This window comes from Synechococcus sp. CBW1002, assembly GCF_015840915.1.
Taxonomy (GTDB): domain Bacteria; phylum Cyanobacteriota; class Cyanobacteriia; order PCC-6307; family Cyanobiaceae; genus CBW1002.
Window position 1 is genome coordinate 230,263 of sequence record NZ_CP060398.1, and the last position, 24,190, is coordinate 254,452.

22 protein-coding genes are annotated in these 24,190 nt (G+C 65.7%); 6 read left to right on the forward strand and 16 right to left on the reverse strand.

The window, feature by feature from the left end:
• Positions 1–26: 26 nt before the first annotated feature.
• From H8F24_RS01165 to H8F24_RS19835, 5 genes are read right to left on the reverse strand one after another with little or no spacing between them, the layout of a single operon-like run.
• The gene (locus H8F24_RS01165; protein WP_231598010.1) at positions 27–425 is read right to left on the reverse strand and encodes a ferredoxin; all 399 of its coding nucleotides are present in this window, start codon (positions 423–425) and stop codon (positions 27–29) included.
• Positions 422–814 carry a DUF1257 domain-containing protein gene (locus H8F24_RS01170; protein ID WP_197156880.1) on the reverse strand — a complete coding sequence of 131 codons (393 nt, stop codon included), beginning with the start codon at positions 812–814 and terminating at the stop codon, positions 422–424. Before H8F24_RS01170 ends, H8F24_RS01165 begins: the two co-directional genes overlap by 4 nt.
• A gap of 18 nt (positions 815–832) precedes the next feature.
• Entirely contained in the window at positions 833–1,063 is a 231-nt protein-coding gene (locus H8F24_RS01175; protein WP_197156882.1) for a DUF2997 domain-containing protein, read from the reverse strand.
• A 42-nt stretch (positions 1,064–1,105) separates the two neighbouring features.
• The gene (locus H8F24_RS01180; RefSeq protein ID WP_197170615.1) at positions 1,106–1,951 is read right to left on the reverse strand and encodes a HEAT repeat domain-containing protein; all 846 of its coding nucleotides are present in this window, start codon (positions 1,949–1,951) and stop codon (positions 1,106–1,108) included.
• 25 nt (positions 1,952–1,976) lie between these two features.
• Positions 1,977–2,102, reverse strand: a complete 126-nt coding sequence (locus H8F24_RS19835; protein ID WP_255518220.1) for a hypothetical protein — start codon at positions 2,100–2,102, stop codon at positions 1,977–1,979.
• 103 nt (positions 2,103–2,205) lie between these two features.
• On the opposite strand from H8F24_RS19835, the gene H8F24_RS01185 reads away from it, so the two are divergent.
• Complete coding sequence (locus H8F24_RS01185; protein ID WP_231598011.1) at positions 2,206–3,528, forward strand: MFS transporter; 1,323 nt, start codon at positions 2,206–2,208, stop codon at positions 3,526–3,528.
• A 24-nt stretch (positions 3,529–3,552) separates the two neighbouring features.
• Here the strand turns inward: H8F24_RS01185 and rlmN are convergent, their stop codons facing one another.
• The 7 genes from rlmN to rpsT form a co-directional block, all read right to left on the reverse strand.
• Entirely contained in the window at positions 3,553–4,623 is a 1,071-nt protein-coding gene (gene rlmN / locus H8F24_RS01190) for a 23S rRNA (adenine(2503)-C(2))-methyltransferase RlmN (protein WP_197170617.1), read from the reverse strand.
• Positions 4,623–4,781 carry a chlorophyll a/b-binding protein gene (locus H8F24_RS01195; protein WP_197156890.1) on the reverse strand — a complete coding sequence of 53 codons (159 nt, stop codon included), beginning with the start codon at positions 4,779–4,781 and terminating at the stop codon, positions 4,623–4,625. Before H8F24_RS01195 ends, rlmN begins: the two co-directional genes overlap by 1 nt.
• Before the next feature lie 79 nt (positions 4,782–4,860).
• Complete coding sequence (locus H8F24_RS01200) at positions 4,861–8,955, reverse strand: DNA-directed RNA polymerase subunit beta' (protein WP_197170618.1); 4,095 nt, start codon at positions 8,953–8,955, stop codon at positions 4,861–4,863.
• Between the two features lie 60 nt (positions 8,956–9,015).
• On the reverse strand, positions 9,016–10,920 hold the full coding sequence (locus H8F24_RS01205; RefSeq protein ID WP_197170619.1) for a DNA-directed RNA polymerase subunit gamma: 1,905 nt from the start codon (positions 10,918–10,920) through the stop codon (positions 9,016–9,018).
• Positions 10,921–10,966: 46 nt separating this feature from the next.
• The gene (gene rpoB, locus H8F24_RS01210) at positions 10,967–14,257 is read right to left on the reverse strand and encodes a DNA-directed RNA polymerase subunit beta (RefSeq protein WP_197170620.1); all 3,291 of its coding nucleotides are present in this window, start codon (positions 14,255–14,257) and stop codon (positions 10,967–10,969) included.
• A 265-nt stretch (positions 14,258–14,522) separates the two neighbouring features.
• Positions 14,523–15,317, reverse strand: a complete 795-nt coding sequence (locus H8F24_RS01215) for a TatD family hydrolase (RefSeq protein ID WP_197156897.1) — start codon at positions 15,315–15,317, stop codon at positions 14,523–14,525.
• A 45-nt stretch (positions 15,318–15,362) separates the two neighbouring features.
• A complete protein-coding gene (rpsT, locus tag H8F24_RS01220; protein WP_197156899.1) occupies positions 15,363–15,668 on the reverse strand; it encodes a 30S ribosomal protein S20 in 306 nt (101 codons plus the stop codon).
• 121 nt (positions 15,669–15,789) lie between these two features.
• Between rpsT and hisD the strand changes: the two genes are divergently transcribed.
• On the forward strand, positions 15,790–17,127 hold the full coding sequence (gene hisD / locus H8F24_RS01225) for a histidinol dehydrogenase (protein ID WP_197170621.1): 1,338 nt from the start codon (positions 15,790–15,792) through the stop codon (positions 17,125–17,127).
• Positions 17,128–17,157: 30 nt separating this feature from the next.
• Here the strand turns inward: hisD and rpiA are convergent, their stop codons facing one another.
• From rpiA to H8F24_RS01245, 4 genes are all read right to left on the reverse strand, one after another.
• The gene (rpiA, locus tag H8F24_RS01230; RefSeq protein WP_197156902.1) at positions 17,158–17,871 is read right to left on the reverse strand and encodes a ribose-5-phosphate isomerase RpiA; all 714 of its coding nucleotides are present in this window, start codon (positions 17,869–17,871) and stop codon (positions 17,158–17,160) included.
• Positions 17,872–18,102: 231 nt separating this feature from the next.
• Positions 18,103–19,239 carry an IS5 family transposase gene (locus tag H8F24_RS01235; protein WP_197169629.1) on the reverse strand — a complete coding sequence of 379 codons (1,137 nt, stop codon included), beginning with the start codon at positions 19,237–19,239 and terminating at the stop codon, positions 18,103–18,105.
• A gap of 69 nt (positions 19,240–19,308) precedes the next feature.
• Positions 19,309–20,535: a trypsin-like peptidase domain-containing protein gene (locus H8F24_RS01240; protein ID WP_197170622.1), complete on the reverse strand. Its 1,227-nt coding sequence runs from the start codon at positions 20,533–20,535 to the stop codon at positions 19,309–19,311.
• Positions 20,535–21,350 carry a metallophosphoesterase gene (locus H8F24_RS01245; RefSeq protein ID WP_197170623.1) on the reverse strand — a complete coding sequence of 272 codons (816 nt, stop codon included), beginning with the start codon at positions 21,348–21,350 and terminating at the stop codon, positions 20,535–20,537. Before H8F24_RS01245 ends, H8F24_RS01240 begins: the two co-directional genes overlap by 1 nt.
• A 162-nt stretch (positions 21,351–21,512) precedes the next feature.
• Between H8F24_RS01245 and H8F24_RS01250 the strand changes: the two genes are divergently transcribed.
• The 4 genes from H8F24_RS01250 (at position 21,513) to H8F24_RS01265 (ending at position 24,157) form a co-directional block, all read left to right on the forward strand.
• On the forward strand, positions 21,513–21,782 hold the full coding sequence (locus H8F24_RS01250; protein WP_197156905.1) for a hypothetical protein: 270 nt from the start codon (positions 21,513–21,515) through the stop codon (positions 21,780–21,782).
• 126 nt (positions 21,783–21,908) lie between these two features.
• Entirely contained in the window at positions 21,909–22,382 is a 474-nt protein-coding gene (locus H8F24_RS01255; protein ID WP_197170624.1) for a ribosome assembly cofactor RimP, read from the forward strand.
• A gap of 54 nt (positions 22,383–22,436) precedes the next feature.
• Positions 22,437–23,882, forward strand: coding sequence for a transcription termination factor NusA (nusA, locus tag H8F24_RS01260; RefSeq protein WP_197156909.1), 1,446 nt, complete (start codon positions 22,437–22,439; stop codon positions 23,880–23,882).
• Positions 23,882–24,157, forward strand: a complete 276-nt coding sequence (locus H8F24_RS01265; RefSeq protein WP_370594662.1) for a YlxR family protein — start codon at positions 23,882–23,884, stop codon at positions 24,155–24,157. The genes nusA and H8F24_RS01265 overlap by 1 nt, the downstream gene beginning before the upstream one ends.
• The last annotated feature ends 33 nt before the right edge of the window (positions 24,158–24,190 follow it).

Below are 24,190 nucleotides of genomic sequence, written 5' to 3' on the forward strand. Positions count from 1 at the left end.
CAGGCGAGGAGCCCAGACGGTTGATGTCAGCCAAGCGAGGAAAGGCGGCGCGGCAGGGTCCGCTTCAGCCGGGAGGAGGAGGGAAGCCCCAGGGGCTGAATGTCCTGCTGCTCAAGCTCGGCTTCCAGGGCCGGCAACCGTTCGTAGGCCACCCAGTGAATGCAATCCACCGGACAGGTCTCGATCGCCTCCTGAATCCGTTCGGTGCTGTCGCCGTCCTGGCGAATGGCACGGGAACGGCCCCAGTTGGGTTCCACCACGAAGGTGTTGGTGGCCACGTGGGTGCAGTAGCGGCAGCCGATGCAGACCGCTTCATCGACCCACACCGCCTGCTGGCGCAGAGCACCACCCAACACCGGCTCAAGGCCACTGGGGGCGTCGACCTCTGTGGAAGCGGTGCGGAAGGCGAGAGCCGGGTCGCTCACCCGTCCCAACGGGTCACGACCAGCTCGATGGAACCATCGACCTGACTGGTCTGCTCACTCACCTGGAACCCCTCTTCAGCGGTGGCGGCCAGGATGCTGCGCAGGGCATAGCGCTGCTGCAACTGAGCGAGGAAGCGCTCCACCGGAATCGGCTGCTTCCAGAGATCCAGATCCGTCACCAGTTCATAGCTGCCGGCCTCAGCATTCCAGCGGAAGCCGATATCAGCACCACTGCTCTGGGACACGGCCAGATCGGCCGTCACGGTCTGGCCGCGATAGCCACGGACCGGCCGCTCGCCCTCGGCCGGGGCATGGCCCAGATCGGTGAGGGCAGCCACCAGCGCCTGGCGGTCGCGCAGCTCGGTTTTGACAGTGCTGAAGTGAGACATGGTTGAGCTGAACGCAGATCAGGCGGAGGTGGAGCCGAGCTGTTCGAGGGACTGGGACTGGCTGGCGATGGCCCCCTGGGAGACCCCGGACTGAAAGGCCTCAGCCGTGGGGCGGCGCTGCTGCACCGAACCGAGGCGCGCCTCGATCCGCTCGGTGAGTTGCTGGCAGCCTTCACCCTGGATTCCTTCCACCGTCTCCTCGACCCGACCATCGGGCCGGATGCGGAAACGGATGGTCCGTTGTGCCATCCCAGATCCAAAAGGGTTGCTGGATGTTAGCGGTGATTCCGCTCAGCTGAGCAGGCCCTCCTCCACCAGGGTCTGCAGCCGTTCCAGCACATCCGGCTGCTCCAACTGCTCGAGGGCGATCCGCGCCTCGTCCCGCACGCTCGATTCACCGTCTTCGAGCATGGTGTGCAGCAGGGTCTGCACCACGTCCTGCTGGCGGGGTTCCACCAGTTCCGGATAGAGGCGACCCAGGGCCCAGGCGCTGTTGCTGCGCACGGCGGGTTCACTGTCGATCCGCAGGCTCTGCAGTAGCTGGGCCGCCGCGGGATCGGCCTTGGCTGGCCCTGTGCTGCCCGCGTCCGCCAGGGAACTGGCCGCCCAGAGCCGCACCGCCGCCACGTCCACCTGCAGGGCTCGGATCAGGGGATTGAGAATCGGCGCCTCGGGGTAATTGCCCAGACTCCAGGCCACCGCCTTGCGGACATAGCCGTTGTCGTCGCCGGAGAGCAGACCCAGCAGGGGCTCCACGGCCAGAGGATGGGGATTGCGCCCGAGGGCATAGACCGCACTCATGCGCACGATCGGGCAGCTGGCACCCAGCAGAGGCAGCAGCAGGGGGTTGGAGCGCGGATCGCGATGCTCACAGAAGATCCGCAGACCCTGCATGCGCTGGTCGTGGCTGCCCTGCAGCAGCTCCAGACCGGCATCGCATTCGGCCGCCACATCGAACGATTCCGGCCCGAGGCTGTCGAGCTCATCGAGCGGGTCACCGAGCAGTTCCTCCGCGAGCTCGCGGGCCAGCACATCCGGATCAAGGGCCAGCTCGGGCGGACTGAGCCACTGGGGGGGCGTGGCGCCAGGCTCGGCCTGAGGATCACGCGGATCGGAGGGCTGATGGTCTTCGCTCATGGCGGCGGTCCCGTCGGCGAGGAGATCAGAGGAGCGGAGCCGGGGCCGCCATGTCCCCGGGCAACCAGATGCGCGCACTCACCGCGACCAGGGCCAGGCCGAAGAGCAGCACGATCGCCGCCGGCAGCAGGGTAGAGCGAAAAAATTGCACGGAATCCAGACTTTGCATCCCATTGTGACGGCCCAGGGTGACGGGCCTTGGTGGCGGCACACCCGAAGGCTGCCCCTAGGGTTCGCCCACTCGCCCCGCACTGATGGCGTCTGAACGGATGGCGTCTGAGCCGGCAGCGACCCCTGGCCCCGCGCAGCACCGAGAGACAGACGGCACCGTCCGCCGCCTCGTGGCCGTGAGCGCCGAGGGTGTGGCCAGCGGCGCCCCGTTGATGGTGGGCAGCAAGCTGCTGCAGGGCTGGCTCACCGCCAGCGGCGTCCCCCTGGCGCTGATCGGCCTGATTCCGCTGGCGGAACTGCCGTACACGCTGAAGCTGTTCTGGGCGCCCCTGCTCGACCGCTGGCCGATCCCCTGGCCCGACCGGCGGCGGGGCTGGCTGCTGCTGATGCAGGTGATGCTTGTGGCGGTGATCGCCGCCATGGCGCTGCTGCGGCCCAGCACCGACCCGGCCAGCCTCACGGCCATCGGCATCGCAGCGCTGGTACTGGCGATCTGCAGCGCCACCCAGGACATTGCCGTGGATGCCTACCGCACTGACCTGCTGCCGGAACACGAGCGCGGGCCGGGCGCTGCCGCAGCGGCTTTGGGCTACCGGGCCGCCATGCTGGCCATCGGCGCCGGAGGGTTTCTGCTGGCAGGCCGCTACGGCTGGCCCGCCGCGTTCCTGGCCGCCGCCGCACTGGTGGGGGCGGTGATTCCGTTCACGCTCACGGCACCGAAGCTCAGACCGGTGGATCATGCCGTGACCAGCCTGCGCCAGGCCGTGCTGGGCCCGGCGCGGGAGTTCGTGCGCCGGGCCGGACCAAGCCGCACCTGGCAACTGCTGCTGCTGGTGCTGCTCTACCGCTGGCCCGATGGCCTGCTGAGCGCCATGGCGATTCCCTTTCTGCAGCTGCGGGGCTTCAGCGAGGCGGAGATCGGCCTGGTGCAAGGCGGCTGGGCGATCGGCGCCACCATCGTGGGCACGGTGCTGGGCGGGGCCCTGTTCGCCTGGCTGGGCATGAACCGCTCCCTGTGGCTGTTCGCCCTGGCCGGAGCCCTGGGCAACCTCAGCTACTGGGCCCTGGCGCGCTTCGGCGGCGGCTTCGCCGGACTGATCGCGGCGGTGAGCCTGGAGAACGTCAGCGGCGGCATGGTGGGCGCCGTGTTCGTGGCTCTGCTGATGAGCCTCTGCAATCCGCGCTTTTCCGCCACCCAGTACGCCTTGCTTTCAGGCGTCTATGCCATGAGCCGCTCGATCCTCTCGGCACCGGCGGGCGTGGTGGCGGAGCGGGTGGGCTGGCCCGGATTCTTCCTGTTCACGGTGGCGGCGGCCGTGCCGGCCTTTCTGCTGCTGGCGCGCCTGGCACCCTGGAACGAAGCGGAAGCCCGCGGTGCCTTCGATCCGGCCAAGGATCCCACCTGACCGGTCTGGACAGGCTGTTGGCCTTCAGGCCGGCGTGAGGCGTCGGCGCAGCTGCCCGCAGGCCGCATCCTGATCCAGGCCTCGGCTGGCCCGCACACTCACGGCCACATGCCGCTCCTGCAACGCGCGCCGGAAGGCCTCCACCCGCTCAGAGCTGGGGCGCTGAAATTCCTCCTCCGCAATCGGGTTGTAGGGAATCAGATTCACGTGGCTCTGGAACCCCCGCAGCCGCTGGGCCAGGGCCGCCGCCTGACGGGGGTGATCGTTGAGACCACCGAGCAGGATGTATTCGAAACTCACCCGCCGGCCGGTGATCGCCACGTAGCGGCGGCAATCCTCCAGCAACGTCTCGATCGGGTAGGCATGGGCGGTGGGGATCAACTCCTCCCGCAGCCGCTGATCCGGTGCATGCAGGCTCACGGCCAAGGTGAACTGGGCCCGGCCCAGGCGCTCCAGAGCCCGTTCGGCCAGAGTCGGCAGCGTGCGCGGCACACCCACCGTGCTCACGGTGATCTGACGCTGGGCCATGCCCAGATCGCGGCAGAGACAATCGATGGCCGCCAGCACAGCGTCCGTGTTGAGCAGCGGTTCGCCCATGCCCATGAACACCACATGGCTGGGGCGCAGATCCATCGCCTGGCGCACACTCAGCACCTGATCCACGATCTCGTGCACGGCCAGGGAGCGTTGCAGGCCGCCCTTTCCCGTGGCGCAGAAGCGGCAGGCCATCGGGCAGCCCACCTGGCTGCTGACACACACCGTGAGGCGCCCCTCCGCCGGAATTCCAACGGCTTCCAGGCTGAGGCCGTCGGCGGTGCCCAGCAGCAATTTGGTGGTGCCGTCGCGGGCGACGCTGCGGTGCAGCTCGCTGGAGCGACCGATCCAGTCAGAGGAACCCTCTGGTGGCACGGCGGCCAGGCTGTCGCGCCAGGCCTTCGGCAGCGCCGAGACATCCGAGAGACGCCGGGCTCCTTTGGCATAGATCCAGTCGTGCAGCTGCCGGCCACGAAAGGCTGGCTGGCCCTGGGATTGCGCCCACGACTCCAGCTCCGCCAGCCCCATCCCCAGCAGAGGCACAGCCGCCGAGCTCACCATCAGGGGGTCACCAGCAGCCCATGCCCCAGAAACCATTCCACACCCAGCAATGCCATGAAACCGAGCATGGCGAGGCGGCCATGCAGCCTCTCGTTATGGGTGTGAAAGCCGAAGCGCGGCAATCGACGCTGGGGAACCGGAGTGGCGGTGGCGGTCATGGCGAAAGCAGCAGAACGTCAGAACGGCAGTCCGGCGCCGACCGCAGGGGGTGCGGAAGATCGACGCCGGATCCAGACCTCAATCGTCGCTCAGCAACCCCTCCTCCTGCAGACCCTCGACGGCATCGGGGTCAGGGATCAACTCCTCCTGCAGGCCATCGTCTGCCCCGGGGCGCGTGAAGGCGGCATAACTGCTGCCCTCGATGCCATGACGGCTGCGGGTGGCTTCGAGATCCGCATCGGAGGGATCGTCGAGCACCGCGGTGGAACTGGCCGGTGAGGGGAGTTCCACCGTGTAATCGGGGCGGAGGTTCTGCATGCGGCGGTAGCTGGCGTTCTCCTCCTCGAGGATGTCGGGATGGGGGCCCGCCTCAGCGCGCAGCTCCTCTTCGAAGCCGCCGAAGCCGGTGCCCGCAGGGATCAGGCGACCGATAATCACGTTCTCCTTGAGTCCCCGCAGCCAGTCGCTCTTGCCCTCGATCGCCGCCTCGGTCAGCACCCGGGTGGTTTCCTGGAAGGAGGCCGCCGAGATGAAGCTGTCGGTGTTGAGCGAGGCCTTGGTGATCCCCAGCAGCACCGGTGTGAACTCGGAAGGAGCACCACCGGTGATCGCCATGGCCGAATTGACCTGCTCCACCTGACGCAACTCGATCAGTTCGCCGGGCAGCAGAGTGGTATCGCCCGCGTCCTCGATCCGCACCTTGCTGGTCATCTGCCGCACGATCACCTCGATGTGCTTGTCATCGATCGAGACGCCCTGGCTCTTGTAGACGTTCTGCACTTCCTGCACCATGCGGTATTGCAGTTGTGAGATCGCCTCCTGAGCCGCCTCCATGGTGGGTTTGCGGCTGCGGCGATCTTCGAAGAAGCACTCCAGCAGCTCGTGGGGGTTGATCGGACCATCGGTGAGCAGCTCACCGGCCGTCACCTGCTGGCCGTCGCTGACCATCACGTTGCGGCCCAGCAGGATCGGGTACTCGGTGATGGCGTCATCGGCCTCGATCACCGACACCGTGATCGAATCATCGTCGTCACCCTGCTTGATCTGAACCGTGCCGTTCTTGCGGCAGAGCACGGCGGAATCCCGCGGGCGGCGCGCCTCGAGCAATTCTTCGATCCGCGGCAGACCCTGCACGATGTCGCCGGTCTTCTGACGTTCGAACACCAGCAGGGCAAGGCCGTCCCCACGCTGCACCAGCTCACCGTCACGCACGTGCAGCACCGAATCGGGCGAGACCATGTAGGGACGCCCCAGACGGATCGTCACAACGCCGCCCTCGATCTCCTCCACCTGGCCGCAGCAGGGAGCAACGAGGCCCTCAGCCAGAACATCGCCATCCACAACCCGCTGTCCAATGGCCACCAGGGGAGCAGCGGACCCGAGGGGGATGGAATGGGTGTCGCCTTCGCGCTCCACAATCAAGCGACGCACCGGCTCGTCAGCCTGCAGTTCAGGCAGCTGGACCACGCCGTCGTACTTGCAGAGGATCTGGGTGGTTGCCACCACATCCCCGCTCTTGACAGAATCGCCGTCCTGCACCTGCAGCTCAGTGTGGGTGGAGCCATGGCTGGCATCTGACAGGGTATCGCGGCGGACCAGCAGGGATTCGAGAATCACCAGCTGCAGCCGTTCGATCGTCTTGGCCCGTTTGTCGGGCACAACCTCCACGTCCACCGTCATCTGGGGTGTCGTGTCGAAGGTGTCGAGAATCAGCTGGGTGCGCAGCAACTCCACACCCTCGACGCTCTTGATCAACTCACCATCCTTGAAGGTGAGACGTTGCGTGGCCTTGAGCCCCAGGGAGGGACCACCACTCTGCTTGACCGAGCCAAGATCGGGCAGATGGGCCTCATCAGGGATGGTGTATTCCTCCACCGGACGAAGCAGCAGGGCGCCACCCTCAGGCGTATCGACCGTCTCGACAAACACCATGGCCTCGGCCTTGAGGGACGGTGCAATCTCTTCGCCAGGATTGACCAGTTTGCCCTCGCCGAAACGGCTGAGCACTTTGCTGTCGGACACCAGATGCAGGGTGCCGGAGCGAACAATGATCTCCCGCAGAATGTCGTTCTTCTGCGTCACCGTCACAATGCCGGCGGTCTGGCTGAAGATGTCCTTGACCACCTCCGTTCCAGCTTCGATCCACTGGCCGTCTTCAATCATCAACAAGGAGATGTCTTTGTTGATTTCATGGGTCTCCTGCGGGATCCACAGCAGCGTGCCACCCTTGCTCACCTCATAGCCGTTCTTGGCACTGCGAGCCTTCTTGATCGACAGGCCGGGGGCATACTTCACCAAGCCGCCGGTCTGGGTGCGGAATCGGTCATCCGCCAGCTCGGCGATCACCTCACCGGCACCGATCTTGCTGCCGGGAGCTGTCTTGAGCAGATAGCGGCTGTTGTCCTTGCCATCGAGATACCAGGTTTCACCCGAGTGGTTGGACTCACCAACCAGCTTGCAGTCGCGCAGGGTGAGGCTGGCCGTCACAATCTGCACTTCACGGGAATCTCCAGCCGACTCCCGCAGCCGCACGGCGCCGCCGTACTCACTGACCAGACGACTCTCCGCCAGCACCTCACCTGTCACCACCGGCTTGACACCCTGAACCACCGGCTGGGCATTGGGAGGAAGGTTATAGACATCACCACTGAACACCCAGAGCCGACCCAGGCGGGTGGCCTTGAGGGTGATGTTCCCCTGGCGGTCAGTGACCTCCTTGGGCTGAATCACATCCTCGTAACGCACCTGGCCGGCCAGGTCGCAGATCACATCCTTGGTGGCCTTTTCAACGCTCTTTTTGGTGGTGGCACCGGATGAGATCTGGGCCAGCATCGTGTCGGCGGGGGTGACGGCGCCATCGGCAACGAACAGCAGCGAACCGCTGCTGATGTCCAGCTTCTGGACTTTGCCCTTGCCCGTCGGTTTCACCGTCAGGGTGAAATCGGTTTCGGCAATCTGCGCTTCGACGCCGTGGGGCGTGCGGAAACCACGCACGCGCGCCTTGGATCCGAACTCAACCACACCCTCGACCAAAGAGCGCACCACACCGGTTTCAGCGGTGGACACACCACCGGTGTGGAATGTCCGCATCGTGAGCTGGGTGCCCGGCTCACCGATCGACTGGGCCGCGATGATGCCGACGGCCTCACCCAGGTCGACAAGTTCGTTGTGCGCCAGGGCCCAGCCATAGCACTTGCGGCAGACAGAACGTGACGCTTCACAGGTGAGCGGCGATCGCACCACCACGGAGCGCACCCCAGCGGCCTCAATCCGCTTGGAGGTCGGAGGATCGATTTCTCCATCGCGGTCCACCAGAATCTCACCATTGGCGTCAACCACCGGTTCACCCGCGAGGCGACCGGTGAGCTTGGAACCGAAGCGGCCCTTCTCATCGGCCTCAATCACGATCCCGCGGGTGGTGCCGCAATCGTCCTCCCGGACGATCACATCCTGGGCCACATCCACCAGACGGCGGGTGAGGTAACCGGAGTCTGCGGTACGCAGGGCCGTATCCACCAGACCCTTGCGGGCTCCGTAGGAGGAGATCACATATTCGGTGACCGTGAGCCCCTCACGGAAGTTGGTGCGGATCGGCAGGTCGATGATCTCCCCCTGGGGGTTGGCCATCAGGCCGCGCATGCCGACCAACTGACGCACCTGGGACATGTTGCCCCGGGCGCCGGAGTTGGCCATCATCCACACCGAATTGAGCGGATGATTCTCATCGAAGTTCCGCTTCACGGAGTTGACGAGACGCTCGTTGGTTTCGGTCCAGGTGTCGATCACCTTGGTGTGACGCTCCACCTCGGTGATCTCACCCAGGCGATAGCGCTCCTCTGTTTCGGTGATCTGCTGCTCTGCCTCTCGCAGCAGCTGCGGCTTGTCGTCCGGAACCTGCAGGTCGTCGACCGAGATCGACACGGCGGCCTGGGTGGCGTAGTGGAAACCAAGGTCCTTGAGCTCGTCGGCCATAGCCGCCGTAGCGGCGGTGCCATGGTTCTTGTAGGCCCAGGCCACCAGGTTGCGGAGGGCCTTCTTGTCGATCACGCGGTTGCGGAACGGCGGCGCCATCTTGCTCAGCGGCGCGTTGCGGCCCTCGGCTGTGAGGGTGGGCTCAACAACCGCAGCGGCTTTGGCCTTGGATTTGCTGGATTTGGACGAGGTGGCGGTCATGGCAGCGCGCGCTGGAGAAAAACGAAAAGAGAAAGAAAGACTGTTCTGCTCTGCCGAAACTCAGGCGGCAGCCACCGCGTCGATGATGGTGTGATTGATCACAACACGACCCACCGTGGTGAGCAGATAGCGGCTGATCAAGGCGCCGTCTTCATCGAAACGATCGCGGCGATACTTCCACTGCTCGATGCGGGTCCCGTCGCTGAGGGTCTCCTCCTGCAAGGGAGCGCTCTCCTCGTCGTCGCTCTCCACCTCACCGGAGAACCGCACCCAAACCCAGTCATGCAGGGTGAGGTGCTTCTCCTCAAAAGCGGCAATCACATCGTCGAGGCTGGCGAAGCTGCGGCGGCGATCGCCAAACGCAGGCTTGTCGTAGTCGGGCTTGACGGCCGTGAGGTAGTAGGCGCCGAGCACCATGTCCTGGGAGGGGGTGATGATCGGCTCACCCGTGGCCGGCGAGAGGATGTTGTTGCTGGCCAGCATCAACATGCGAGCTTCCGTCTGGGCCTCAATCGCCAGGGGCACGTGCACAGCCATCTGGTCACCATCAAAGTCGGCGTTGAAGGCGGGGCAGACCAGCGGGTGCAACTGAATCGCACGCCCATCGACCAGCTTCGGCTCGAACGCCTGAATGCCGAGGCGGTGCAGGGTCGGGGCCCGGTTGAGCAGGATCGGATGGCCTTCGATCACCTCCTGAAGCACCTGCATCACCTCATCATCGGCGCGCGCAATCAGCTTCTTGGCAGCCTTGATGTTGTTGACGATGTTCTGACGGATCAGGCGATGGATCACGAACGGCTGAAACAGCTCGATCGCCATCTCCTTGGGCAGACCACACTGGTGCATCTTGAGCTTGGGGCCCACCACGATCACGGAACGACCGGAGTAGTCGACCCGCTTGCCGAGCAGGTTCTGACGGAAACGGCCCTGCTTGCCCTCGATGATGTCGCTCAGCGACTTCAGGGCACGGTTGTTGGCCCCCACCACGGTGCGGCCTCGGCGGCCGTTATCGATCAGAACATCAACGGCTTCCTGCAGCATCCGCTTTTCATTGCGGACGATGATCTCAGGAGCAAGGATCTCCTGCAGACGGCCTAACCGGTTGTTGCGGTTGATGACGCGACGATAGAGATCGTTCAGGTCGGAGGTAGCAAAGCGACCCCCATCGAGCTGCACCATCGGACGCAGATCGGGCGGGATCACTGGGATCACATCCAGCACCATCCAGTCGGGCTTGGCACCGGTGGCGATGAAGTTGTCGATCACGCGCAGACGCTTGATCAGTTTGGCCCGCTTCTGACCCTTGCTGGCGGCGATATCCTCGCGCAGCTGCTCAGCGATCACGGGCAGATCAAGGTCTTCGAGCAGCTGCTTGAGGGCCTCGGCGCCGATCCCCACCTGGGGCTCATTCTCGATCTCCGAATCCTCGGCGTAAATCTGATCTTCGATTTCAAGCCACTCATCCTCGGTGAGTAACTGCTTGTAGGTGAGATCCTTGTGATCGCCCTTGTCGAGCACCACGTAGCAGTTGAAGTAGACGATCTGCTCCACATCCCGCAGGGGCATGTCGAGCAGAATCGCCACGTAGCTGGGGATTCCCTTCAAATACCACACATGCGAGACGGGGGCCGCCAGCTTGATGAAGCCCATGCGATGACGCCGCACGCGGCTCTCGGTCACCTCGACACCGCAACGCTCGCAGACGATGCCGCGGTGCCGCACGCGCTTGTACTTGCCGCAGTGACACTCCCAGTCCTTCGACGGGCCGAAGATCTTCTCGCAGAACAAGCCGTCCATCTCCGGCTTGAGCGTGCGGTAGTTGATCGTTTCCGGCTTGGTCACCTCACCCACCACCTGACCGTTGGGCAGCGTGCGCTGCCCCCACTGCATGATCCGCTCGGGGGAAGCGAGCGTGATCTTGACGTAGTCGAAGTGATTCTCGGTGCGGAGGTTGCTGTTGGACATGGGCTTGGAGCGCGCGGAGGTCGAAGGGAACGGAACGGATCAGCGATCAGTCGTCGTCGTAGTCCGCGACGCCGAGGGATTCGTAGGTGGGACGGCTGGGGGTGCTGCGGCGTGGATTGACGTCCTGCATCAGATCCACCTCCTCACCGGCATCGGTGTAGACGGCGATGTCGAGCCCCAGGGACTGGAGTTCGCGCATCAGCACCTTGAACGACTCGGGCGTGCCAGGCCGGGGGATCGGCTTGCCCTTGACGATGGCGTTGAGGGCCTCGTTGCGGCCCTGCATGTCGTCGGACTTGACAGTGAGCAGTTCCTGCAGGGTGTAGGCGGCGCCGTAGGCCTCCAGGGCCCAGACCTCCATCTCGCCAAGGCGCTGGCCACCCTGCTGCGCCTTGCCGCCCAGGGGCTGCTGGGTCACCAGGGAGTAAGGGCCGGTCGAACGGGCGTGGATCTTGTCGTCGACCAGGTGGACCAGCTTGAGAATATGGGCGAAGCCCACCGTGACCGGCTGATCAAACGGCTCGCCGGTGCGGCCATCGACCAGCTGGATCTTGCCGGGGTTCTCAGGGTCGTAGACCCAATCCTTGCCTGGAAGCGCCTTCGCCGTTTCCAGGAAGGCCTGCACGGTCTGCTTCGACATCTCGGGGCCGTGCATCTCATCAAAGGGCACCACCTTCACCCGTGACTCCAGGTGGGACGCCGCCCAGCCCATCAGGCACTCGAACACCTGACCAACGTTCATCCGGCTCGGCACACCCAGGGGGTTGAGCACGATGTCGATCGGCGTGCCATCGGGCAGGTAGGGCATATCTTCCCGCGGCAGGATGCGGCTGATGATGCCCTTGTTGCCGTGGCGGCCGGCCATCTTGTCGCCCACCTGGATCTTGCGGCGCTGCGCCACATAAACCCGCACCACCATGTTGGCGCCCGGCGGCAGTTCATCACCCTGCTCCCGGGTGTAGATGCGCACATCGACGACGCGACCGCGCTCGGTGCTGGGCACCCGCAGGGAGTTGTCGCGCACATCACGGGCTTTCTCGCCAAAGATGGCGCGCAGCAGTTTTTCCTCGGGGGGCTGATCGGATTCGCCCTTGGGTGTCACCTTGCCCACCAGGATGTCGCCACTCTCGACGTAGGCACCGATGCGGATGATGCCCATCTCATCGAGGTTGCCGAGGCTCTCCTCGGCAACATTGGGAATCTCGCGGGTGATTTCCTCGGGACCGAGCTTGGTCTGGCGAGCTTCAATCTCGTACTTCTCGATGTGCACCGAGGTGTAGAGATCTTCCTGCACGAGGCGATCACTCACCAGGATGGCATCCTCGTAGTTGTATCCCTCCCAGGGCATGTAAGCGATCAACACATTCTGACCCAGGGCGATTTCACCGCCTTCGCAGGCGGATCCATCGGCCAGCACCTGACCGGCAATCACCGGATTGCCCAACTTCACAATCGGCCGCTGGTTGAGGCAGGTGTCCTGGTTGGAACGCTGGTATTTCTGCAGATAGTGGGTGTGATCCACACCGAATTCATCGCGGATAACGATCGCAGTGGCATCCACGAACGAAACCGTGCCATTCACCTTGGTGATCGGCACCATGCCGGAGTCGCGAGCCACCTGCGTTTCCAGACCGGTGCCCACCAAGGGGCGCTCCGGACGCAGCAGCGGCACGGCCTGCCGTTGCATGTTCGAACCCATCAGGGCACGGTTGGCGTCGTCGTGCTCGAGGAAGGGAATCAACGAGGTGGCGACCGAAATCACCTGCACCGGCGAAAGCTGGACATAGTCCACCTGCTCGGGAGGCACCTTTTCAAAGTCCTGGCGGTAGCGCACCGGTACCAGTTCGGCGGTGATCAGACCGGTGGAGTCGGTCGGAACATCGCCAGGGGCAACGCGGCACTCATCCTCGAGGTCGGCGGAGAGGTAGATCGGATCGCCCTGCTTGAGCACGATGCCCTCTTCCACCTTCCAGAAAGGCGTTTCGATGAAGCCGTACTCATTCACCCGGGCGTGGGTGGCGAGCGAGCCGATCAGGCCGGCATTCGGGCCTTCCGGCGTTTCGATCGGACAGATGCGGCCGTAGTGAGAAGGGTGAATGTCGCGTACGGCGAAACCGGCCCGCTCCCGGGTGAGGCCCCCTGGACCGAGGGCGCTGATGCGCCGCTTGTGGGTGAGCTCCGCCAGGGGATTGGTCTGATCCATGAACTGGCTCAGCTGACTGGAGCCGAAGAACTCCTTGATCGCCGCCACCAGCGGCTTGGGGTTCACCAGCTGGGCCGGGGTGAGCGATTCGGTCTCACCGACCGTCATGCGTTCCTTGATGATCCGCTCCAGGCGGTTGAGGCCCACACGCACCTGGTTCTGCAGAAGCTCACCCACCGAGCGCACCCGGCGATTGCCGAGGTGATCAATGTCGTCGAGGCTGGCGCCACCGACATCAAGTTCCAGGTTGATCAGGTAATCGATCGTGCTGAGCACATCCTCGGGCGTGAGGGTGCGAGTCGCATCAGGAATCGTGAGGCGGAGTTTCTTGTTGATCTTGTAGCGACCGACCCGGCCGAGGTCGTAGCGCTTCGGATCGAAGAAACGGCTGTGCAGCAGCTGCTGACCGCCGCTGACGGAGGGGGGCTCACCGGGCCGCAGCTTCTTGTAGAGCTCCAGCAGGGCCTGATCTTCCGAGGCGATGCCCTCGTCGTTGGCCGCCTCGATCGACTTCTGGTAATACTCCGGGTGCCGCAGCTTGTCGAGCACATCGTTGTCCGACAGGCCGATGGCACGCATCAGCACGTGGGCGTTGATCTTGCGGGTCTTGTCGACACGCACGTGCAGCAGGTCGTTCTTGTCGGTCTCGAACTTCAGCCAGGCACCGCGGTTGGGGATCAGGCTGGCGTTGAAGGTCTTGCGGCCGTTCTTGTCCTGCTCATCCTTGAAATAGACCCCGGGCGACCGCACGATCTGGTTGACGATCACGCGCTCAGCGCCATTGATGATGAACGTGCCACGCTCGGTCATCAGAGGCAGTTCACCGATGAACACCTCCTGCTCCTTGATCTCGCCGGTCTCCTTATTGACCAGGCGGCAGGTCACATACATCTGTGACGCGAAGGTGGCGTCGCGGCGCTTGGCCTCCTCGACGTCGTGGCGCGGACGCTTGAGTCGGTACTCGCTACCGATGAAGTGAAGCTCCAGCTTGCCGGTGTAATCGGTGATCGGAGAGAAGCTCTCGAGCTCTTCGATCAGCCCCTTCTCCAGGAACCATTTGAAGCTCGCCCGCTGTACCTCCACCAGATCAGGGAGATAAGTGGCGGTCTTGGCGACCTGGATCGCGCTGCTCATGCGGTGGACCTGCAGGAACGGTGGGGTAGAAGATGGGCTCGGTGGAACGGCAACGGCTGTGGACGCCGCTGGAGGATTGCCACCGATTGGGCTTGAGGGGTTGGGGTGCAGCTGAGGCCGGTGAGCCAGTGCAGGAGAGTTCCGACATGCGAACAGCCGCTCCTGGGTCCAGGAACGGCCGCCGCTGCCGGCTCTCTTTACGGGACTCGCTTCACGGCTGCAGGCGTCGGCAAAGGAGCGCTTCCGCTACCAAGGCAATAAAAAATCATACACTGTCAAGCCCAAGTCCAAACAAGCGTGCTGCGTTGGCACTGCTGGTCTGGGCCACCTGCTCGAGGCTCTCGCCCCTGAGCTCGGCAACCCTGGCGGCCACGGCCGCCACGAAGGCGGGTTCGTTCCGCTTGCCTCGCCTTGGCACGGGGGCCAGGAACGGACAATCGGTCTCGACCAGAAAACGATCGGCGGGCACCGCCCGAGCGCAGGCATGGGTGGCTTCGGCCTTGGGGAAGGTGACCGTGCCGCTGAAGCTGATGAACAGACCGAGCTCCAGAAAACCGGCCATCTCTTCAGGGGTTCCGCCCCAGCAGTGCATCACCCCACGGGGGCAACGCTGATCGGAGGCGCGATCGCGCAACAGATCGAGCATGGGCTCGGCCGCATCACGGCAGTGGATGATCACCGGCAGATCGAGCTCCACCGCCAGGTCCAGCTGGGGTACAAGAACCGCCAGCTGCTCGTCGAGATTCCGGACCCGGAACAGATCCAGACCCAGTTCGCCGATGGCCACAACCCGAGGATCGTCGATGGCGGCCTGACGCAGCACCCTGGCGGTATCGGACTGCCAGTGCTCCGTATCCAGAGGATGGACACCCACGGAATAACGGAGCTCGGGGAAACGGTCCGCCAAGGCACGGATCGCCGGGATCTCCGAGGGCTCAACGCAGGCATGGACCAGGCGCCGAACTCCGGCGTCACGCCAGCGCTGGGCCACGAGATCGATGTCGTCGTCGAAGTTTCGAAAAACGATGTGGCAATGGCTATCGACCAGGGTCGCCGGCATGGGGCCTTGCAGAGGGACTGAGGTGATCGACCGGAAACGGCCGGATCAGCCGACAGCAGCGGCAGGCTCGATCGCCTTCTTGACAGCGGCGCTGATGCGCGACTTCTGATGGGCACCGGTGTTGCGGTGCAGAACACCACACTTCACGGCCTTGTCGATCTTGCTGAAGGCGGCGTTCATGCTGGTCTGAACCACGTCCTTGGCCTGATCGCCCGGCTCCTGCGCATAGCTGCTGCAGGCGGTGAAGCAGCGCTTCATCAGGGTCCGCAGAGCCGACTTGTAGGTGCGGTTCCGCTGGCGGTTGCGCTCCGCGATCTCGATGCGCTTCTTCGACGACTTGTTATTGGCCACAGGCGTACTGGAGCGGATTCGGCAAACGAGGATCCTACCGTTCGGCCCATCACCCCACCGACGAGCCGAGCACTAGCGTGCTTACAACCTCTGCAGCGCCGGTCTTCCGCGCCTCCGCCCCGTGGTTGCCTCCGCCCCTGCCGCCGCCCCCGACCGCGCCCAAGGTCCGTTGCGACTGACGGTGCTCCACGATGCGACGGCGGCGCGGGAGCGGCTGGAGGCGATCGCCGAACGCACCAGCGGCAGCCGCCTGCTGCAGGAACAGCAGCGGGTGGAAGAAATCCTCGAGCAGGTGCGCCGCCAGGGCGACCAGGCGCTGCTGGAGCTGACCGAACGCTTCGATGGCATCCGCCCCGACCCGCTGCGGATTGCGCCGGAGCGCCTGGCGCAGGCCTGGCAGGAATGCCCGAGCCAGCTGCAGGACGCGCTGACCCTGGCGCACCAGCGCATCCTCGCTTTCCACGAGCGCCAGAAGCCAGAGGATCTGGCCGTGACCGGCCCCCACGGCGAGCAGCTCGGGCGCCGCTGGCGACCGGTCGAGCGGGCAGGGCTGTACGTGCCCGGCGGGCGGGCCTCCTACCCCAGCACCGTGCTGATGAACGCCGTGCCGGCTCGGGTTGCCGGCGTCGAACGCCTGGTGATGGTGACCCCACCGGGCCCCGGCGGTGAACCGAACGCCACGGTGCTTGCCGCCGCCCATCTGGCCGGGGTCAGGGAGGTGTATCGGATCGGCGGCGCCCAGGCCGTGGCGGCCCTGGCCTACGGCACCGAAACGATCCCCCGGGTGGATGTGATCAGCGGCCCGGGCAATCTCTACGTGACCCTGGCCAAGAAGGCGGTCTACGGGCGGGTGTCGATCGATTCGCTGGCCGGCCCCAGCGAGGTGCTGGTGATCGCCGATCACACCGCCCGAGCTGATCAGGTGGCCGCCGATCTGATGGCCCAGGCCGAACACGACCCCCTGGCTGCCGCGATCCTGCTCACCACCAGCGCCGAACTGGCCGCGGCCATGCCGGCGGCCCTGGAGGCCCAGCTGGCTGGCCACCCGCGGGCCGCCATCACCCGCAGCGCCCTGGAAGCGTGGGGCCTGATCGTGCTCTGCGCCGATCTGGAGGAGGCGGCGGCCCTGAGTGATCGCTTCGCTCCGGAACACCTGGAGCTGCTGGTGGACGATCCCCAGTCTCTCGCCGAGCGCATTCGCCATGCCGGCGCCATCTTCCTGGGCCCCTGGAGCCCCGAAGCCGTTGGCGATTACCTGGCCGGTCCCAACCACACCCTGCCCACCTCCGGCACCGCCCGCTTCGCCGGTGCCCTGAGCGTGGAGACCTTCCTGCGCCACACCAGCCTGATTCACTTCAACCGGGCAGCGCTGGAGGCCACGGGCGCGGCGGTGATCACCCTGGCCGAAAGCGAGGGGCTGCATAGCCATGCCGAATCGGTGCGGCGGCGACTGGGCTGAGCCCCTGGGCGCCGCCGCAGGCCCGAGGCTTCAGCGCTTCACCAGATCCCGGACACCGGGCACGCCATCGACGATCTCTCCCACCAGCACCTGATCGGTGAGGTTCACGAACAGGCCGTTCTCCAGCACGCCAGGCAGGTTGTTGATCTCCCTCTCCAGGCCGAGCGGATCGGTGATCCCGCCGGCAAACGCCGCATCGAGCACGAGATTGCCCTGATCGGTCACCACCGGCCCGGCCTTGCGGACGGCCATGCGCAACTCCGCCGTGGCCCCCAGCGTGATCAGCTCAGCCTGGACCTGTCGCCAGGCACCGGGCAGCACCTCCACCGGCAGCAGAAAACCCAGGTTGAGGGTCTCCACCAACTTGGTGGCATCCACCACCACCACGAACCGATCGGCACGGCGGGCCACCAGTTTCTCCTGCACGTGGCAGGCACCGCCGCCCTTGATCAGCTGGAAGGAGGGATCCACCTCGTCGGCGCCGTCGATCGCCAGATCGATGCGCTCGATCGCATTGAGGCTTCTGAGCGGAATCCCCAGTTCCGCCGCCAGCACCTCGCCCTGGAACGACGTGGTCACCCCCACGATGTCCTTCAGCTCACCCTGCTGGAGCTTGGCTCCAAGGGCTCGGATCATCAGGGCTGCGGTGGAACCGGAACCCAGCCCCAGCACCATGCCGTCCTGGATCTGCTCGACCGCAGCCTCAGCCACGGCCTGCTTCATGCGGTCCTGCAGATCGGCCATGCCCTGTGCAATCGGAGGGCCGTGACCGTAGCAATGGACCTGCCGGCAGCCTTAAGAGTTTGCGGAAAAACCGCCTGAGAAGCAGCGTTTTTCCCTCCTGAGAGCTGGTGCAGCTCATTTCGGTCTGGTTTTCAGAGTTTCAGCGGCTCAGAGCTCCCCTTTTGGTGTGTTTTGCCCCTTTGGGGCTCCCTGATCACTGCCGTCTGGGCACACTTCTGGGCAACCACCTGTTCACGCCGCCGCCATCGCCGGTTTGAGCAGGTTGCCCAGGCGGATCAGGTTGTAGGCGATCACATTCAGGCCGAACACCGCACTCACCTTCTCGGTGCCGCGCAGCTTGAACTGGCGCAGACCTCCCCACTGTTTGATCCAGCCAAACACCTTCTCGATGCCGCGGCGGGCATGGATCGACTTGGCGTAGCCCACGTGGCGGGTGGTGCGGCCATCGATGGCGGAACCACCAGATCGGGCGGTGTTCTGCACCACGTGCGGCGTCACGCCGATGCGGCGCATCTCGGCGACAAAGCCCCTGGTGTCGTAGTGCTTGTCGGCACCGATGGTTTTCTGGTGGGCACCGGGACGATCCGCGGCCATGGCTTTGGCGGCATCCCGCTCCCCGGTGCCCGTGGCTTGCGTGACCTTGCAATCGACGATCAGGGCATGGCGGTTGTCCATGAGCACATGACCCCGGTAGCTCGGTTGAGCCGGGTGGGCGTTGGATTTCCGGGCCAGCAAGGCGTCGGGATCACTGCCGGAGCGGTGGGTCTTGTTGCTGAGCTTGATGCCTCGGAAATCCCCTTTCGCTCGCTTCTTGCCGGGCTTTGGAGCGCCAAAACCCTCGCCAGGGCCTGACGGCGGTGGCGGCGGATCGTCCTGCCCATCGATCCGCTCCAGTGAGGCATGGGAGGCCCAGGCCTGCAGCAAGGTGCCATCGACGGAGAAGTGCTCGTCACTGAGCAGCGGCTTGACCTCCGGAGCACCCATCAGCTTCTCCAGGAACTTCCCCATCACCTGCTCGTTCAGCAGCCGCTCCCGGTTTTTTGTGAATGTGGTGGGATGCCAGATCGGATCATCTGGGCTCAGCCCCACAAACCAGCGGAACAGCAGGTTGTAGTGGAGCTGCTCGAGCAGCAACCGCTCCGAGCGGATGCCGTAGAACGCCTGCAGCAACGAGGCCAGCAGCAGTTGCTCCGGCGGCACTGATGGCCGGCCTTCTGCGGCGTACAGATCACAGAAGGTGGGATTGAGGCGATCGAGGGCCTGATCGGCCAGCTTGCGGATCCGCCGCAGCGGATGGCCGGCCGGGATCCGATCCTCAATCGACACGTAGGAGAACAGGGAGCCGCTGCGCTCCCGTTGACCTCGCATCTGGGCTGGACAGCTGGCCCATTCTTGCAGAGATGGCCGGGTTTTTCAGCAAACTCTTAAGCGGGAGCCTCAGCCGGCCGTCGGCAGGGCGGCCGGCCGGATCGAGAGCTGAAGCTCCCGTTGCCCCCGCAGCACCTTGAGGGGAAGCGGCTCGCCCACGGCGGCATGTTCGACCAGCTGCAGCAGCACCGAGGGGCTGGCGATCGCCTGCTCACCGGCCGCCACTACCAGATCGCCGCGATGCAAGCCGGCCGCCTCCGCCGGACTGTCCGGCAGAACCCGCTGCACCAGGGCACCATCCCGTTCGGGCAACTGCACCAGGGCATCGGGATCGCGATTGTTCTCGCGGGCCCTCCGGGCCGTGAGCGGAACCAGCTGCAGACCCAGATAGGGGTGCACCACCCGGCCACCGCCGGCCAGCTGATCCGACACCCGCTTGGCCAGGTTGATCGGGATGGCGAAGCCCAGGCCGGCGCCCGGTCCGGAACGCACCAGCGTGTTGATGCCGATCACCTCACCGGCGGCGTTGATCAGCGGGCCGCCGGAATTGCCCGGGTTGATGGCCGCGTCGGTCTGGATCAGATCGAGGCGCTTGTCAGCAAAACCAAGGCTATTGATGTCGCGGTGCAGGCTGCTGACGATCCCCAGCGTCACGGTGCGCTCCAGGCCATAGGGACTGCCCAGCGCAATGGCCCAGTCGCCCACCTCGAGGGCCTCGGAATCCCCCAGGGGAGCCGCCTGCAGCCCAGCACCGCGGGCGATCCGCACCAGGGCCAGATCCGTGACCGGGTCGGTACCCACCACGGTGGCGTCCAGCTGGCGACCGCTGGCCAGGGTGACCTCCACCGCATCCACCTGGTCCACCACATGGGCATTGGTGAGCACGAGGCCCTGGGAGGCCTCGATCACCACGCCGGAGCCCTGGCCCCGTTCGCGCATGCTGCCGGCAGGGTCTCCGAACAGTTCCCGCAGAAACGGATCGAGCAGGGCCGGATCAAAGGGCTGGCGCGCCACGGTGCGCTCGGTATCGATCCGGACCACCGCCGGAGCCACACGGCGGGCTGCCTCCGCCACGAAGCTGTGGGGAGTCGGCTGGGGAGCTGAAACCGCCAGGGTCTCGGAAGCCAGAGGGGCTGGCTCCAGCGACCAGGCTGGTGCAAGCGGCAGCAGCAGAGCCGCCAGCAGCAGGAGCACCGCCAGAAGGCGCTGCCCCCATCGAGGCGAACCGGGACGCGCCGCACTCGAAGCGGGCGTCACAGAGCGTTCCAGCGTGGACAGACGGTGGGAAGGAAGCATCAGCCGACGCTAGGCACCACCGCCGGCGCCCAGCGCAGCAACCGTTGCCGCAGGCCTGTGGGGGAGAGGGTGAGCAGCCGGCCACCCGGGTCCTGAGCCCGGCCCTGAGGGCAGGCCTGCACCGCCGGGAAGGGGCAGAGGCTGGACGGACAGCCCAGCAGCGGCACCGCCGCACGACCCGGCAGGTGGCCGAGCCAGTGCTGGTGGATGTGGCCGAACACCACAGCCTGCAGACCTGCGGCGTCCGCCAGGAGATCAAGCAGCTCGGGACCATCGACCAGGGCGATCGCATCCATACCGGGATCACCGATCGGCACCGGTGGGTGATGCAGCGCCACCAGCAGGGGTTCGGCGGCAGTGCCGACCGCCAGCCGGTCCCGCAACCAGGCGAGCTGCCGCGGGCCCAGCCGGCCCGCCAGCTGGCCGGGCCAATGGCTGTCGAGGAGCAACAGGCGAGCACCGGCAAGCCGCAGCTCCGCCGGGGCGATCCAGGCCTGGCGCCCCAGGGCCGCGCGCAGCAGCTGGGGATGATCGTGGTTGCCCGGCAACAGGGCCAGCTGGGGCCGTCCAGGCCCCGGGCAGACGGCCCCGAGCTGATCGCGCAGGTTGATGTAGCCGCCCCAGCTCTCGTCCTGGCAGAGATCGCCGCTGATCAGCAGCACATCAGGACGCTCCCCGCCGAGCTCGCCGACCGATCCACCGGCGCCAAGGGTCTGCTCCAGGGCCTGCCGCAACTGTGCCAGTGGCTGGCGGGCGCGATAGCAACCGGCCGGATCGGCCAGCAGATGGGGATCGCTCAGCTGCAGGACACGCAAGGCAAGAGGGGGCGCCCGGACACAGCCGTGCAGCGCAGCGCTAATGGGAATCCACTCTGCCGCCGAATCTGCCGGACCCGGCAGGGCTCGGTGGCAAATGGGCACGGCCGCGCCCCATCACGGCGCGATCGGCTTAAGTTGCCGCGAGTGTTTTCGCCGGCCATGGCTCCCATTCCTCCCGGCAGTCGTCAGCGCTGCACGCTCTGCCAGGTGGAGATCCAGGGCATGGTCGGCGGCAACGACCTGGTGCATTTCAGCCAGGGAGCACCCGGCAGCCGCGCCAAACTCTGGGCCCGGGTCTGCCAGTACCTGCGCACTCCGGAACAGTGCTCCCAGTGCCTCAACCAGGACGCGACGCGGCGCGGTGAGGTTGTCGCCAGCGACTATTACGCCGAAGCGCCGGAGATCGATCTCAGCAATCCCCTAGGGTGAATGGCTGCACTGCCCGCCGGGCAGGACCCGTTGCCGCCGAGCGCCGTCAGGCGAGGGCAGTGGCGGGGCAGTTCCAGAACTGCGAGGCCCGGCGGCCATGCACGCCGAAGCCCGCAGACCTGAGCCTTGCCCCATCCGCTGATTCCTGATCTGCTGCAGCTCGCCGCCCCAGTGGCCTCCACCCTGGCGCTGGAGGTGCGTGAGGTGCAGCTCCACACCCATCGGATCCCCCTCACCCTGCAGGTGGTGGTGCAGCGATCCGATGGCGCCGACATCAACCTCGATGAGTGCGCCGGCCTGAGCGGACCGCTGGGCGAGGCGATCGAGGCCTCCGGGCTGCTGACCGAGGCCTATGTTCTGGAGATCACCAGTCCCGGCATCGGCGAAGACCTCCACGACGATCGGGATTTCCGCAGCTTTCGAGGCTTTCCCGTGGAGGTCAGTTTCCATGACCCCAAAGGGCTTCGCACCAGCCTGGAGGGGTTGTTGCTGGAACGGGACGCCACGGATGTACGCCTCAATCAGCGGGGCCGCACCGTGCGCATCCCCCGCGACGCTGTGATTCGCGTCCGCCTGATCACTCCAGACGGCAGCGCCTGAGCCCCCGCGCTTCCGGTTCGTCTTCCCCCTTCCCCATCCACCACCGATTCGTCCATGGCCCTCGTCCTGCTCCCCGGTCTGAACAACCTGATCGAGGACATCAGCGAAGAGAAGAAACTTGCCCCCCAGGTGGTGGAGGCCGCTCTGAGGGAGGCCCTGCTGAAGGGCTATGAGCGCTACCGCCGCACCCTCTACCTGGGTATCAGCGAGGATCCGTTCGAAGAGGACTACTTCAGCAATTTCGACGTCTCGCTCGACCTCGATGAGGAGGGCTACCGGGTGCTGGCCAGCAAGATCATCGTGGAGGAGGTCGAGAGCGACGACCATCAGATCGCTTACGAAGAGGTCTGCCAGGTGGCCCCGGACGCCCAGGTGGGGGACACGGTGGTCCTGGATGTGACTCCTGAGAAAGACGACTTCGGCCGCATGGCCGCCGCCACCACCAAGCAGGTGCTGGCCCAGAAGCTGCGGGATCAGCAGCGCCGCATGATCCAGGAGGAGTTCGCCGATCTGGAGGATCCTGTGCTCACCGCGCGGGTGATCCGCTTCGAGCGCCAGAGCGTGATCATGGCCGTGAGCAGCGGCCTGGGCAGGCCCGAAGTGGAGGCGGAACTGCCCCGCCGTGACCAGCTGCCCAACGACAACTACCGCGCCAACGCCACCTTCAAGGTGTTTCTCAAGGAGGTGAGCGAGGTGCCCCGCCGTGGCCCGCAGCTGTTCGTCAGCCGCTCCAACGCCGGTCTGGTGGTGTATCTGTTCGAGAACGAAGTCCCTGAGATCCAGGAGGGATCGGTACGGATCGTGGCCGTGGCCCGCGAGGCCAACCCCCCTTCCCGATCGGTCGGTCCCCGCACCAAGGTGGCGGTGGACAGCGTCGAACGCGAGGTGGATCCGGTCGGAGCCTGCATCGGAGCCCGCGGCTCCCGCATCCAGCAGGTGGTCAACGAACTGCGCGGCGAAAAGATCGACGTGATCCGCTGGTCTCCCGATCCGGGTCAGTACCTCGCCAACTCCCTCAGCCCGGCACGGGTGGACATGGTGCGGCTGGTGGATCCTGATGGACGCCACGCCCATGTCCTGGTTCCCCCGGACCAGCTCAGCCTGGCCATCGGCCGCGAAGGGCAGAATGTGCGCCTGGCCGCCCGACTGACCGGCTGGAAGATCGATATCAAGAACGCCGCCGAATACGACCAGGCCAGCGAAGACGAGAAGGTGGCCGAACTGATCGCCCTGCGTCAGGAAGAGGAAGCTCTTCAATCGGAAGCGGAAGCTCGCCTGGCCGCTGAGCAGGCCGCCCGCGCCGAGGAGGACGCCCGCCTGCGCGAGCTCTATCCCCTGCCCGAGGACGAGGAGATGCTGGAGGGTGATGACGGCAGCGAAGCTGAGTTGGCTGAACCAGAGCCGGCTGAAGCCGATGTCCCGGCTGAGGCGACTGCCAGCGACACGGAATCCCTGGCCGACCCTGAACCCGCCGCAGCCGACGAGGATGGAACCCGGTGATGGCGCGACCCGTTCTGCGCCGCTGCGTGGCCTGTGGAGAGCTGTTCAACCGCGAACAGCTCTGGCGGGTGATCCGGCTGGCGCAGGGCGGAATCGGACTGGACAGGGGCATGGGCCGCTCGGCCTACCTCTGCCCCAGCCGCAGTTGCCTGGACGAGGCGAAACGGCGCAAGCGGCTGCAACGGGCGCTGCGCACCCAGGTTGCAGATTCCATCATCGCCACGCTCAACCAGCGTCTGCGCGACGACGACGCGACCACCTCTGAGGCAAGATGAACCGTGGCCGCAGCATGGATGCGGCCCGGTGGC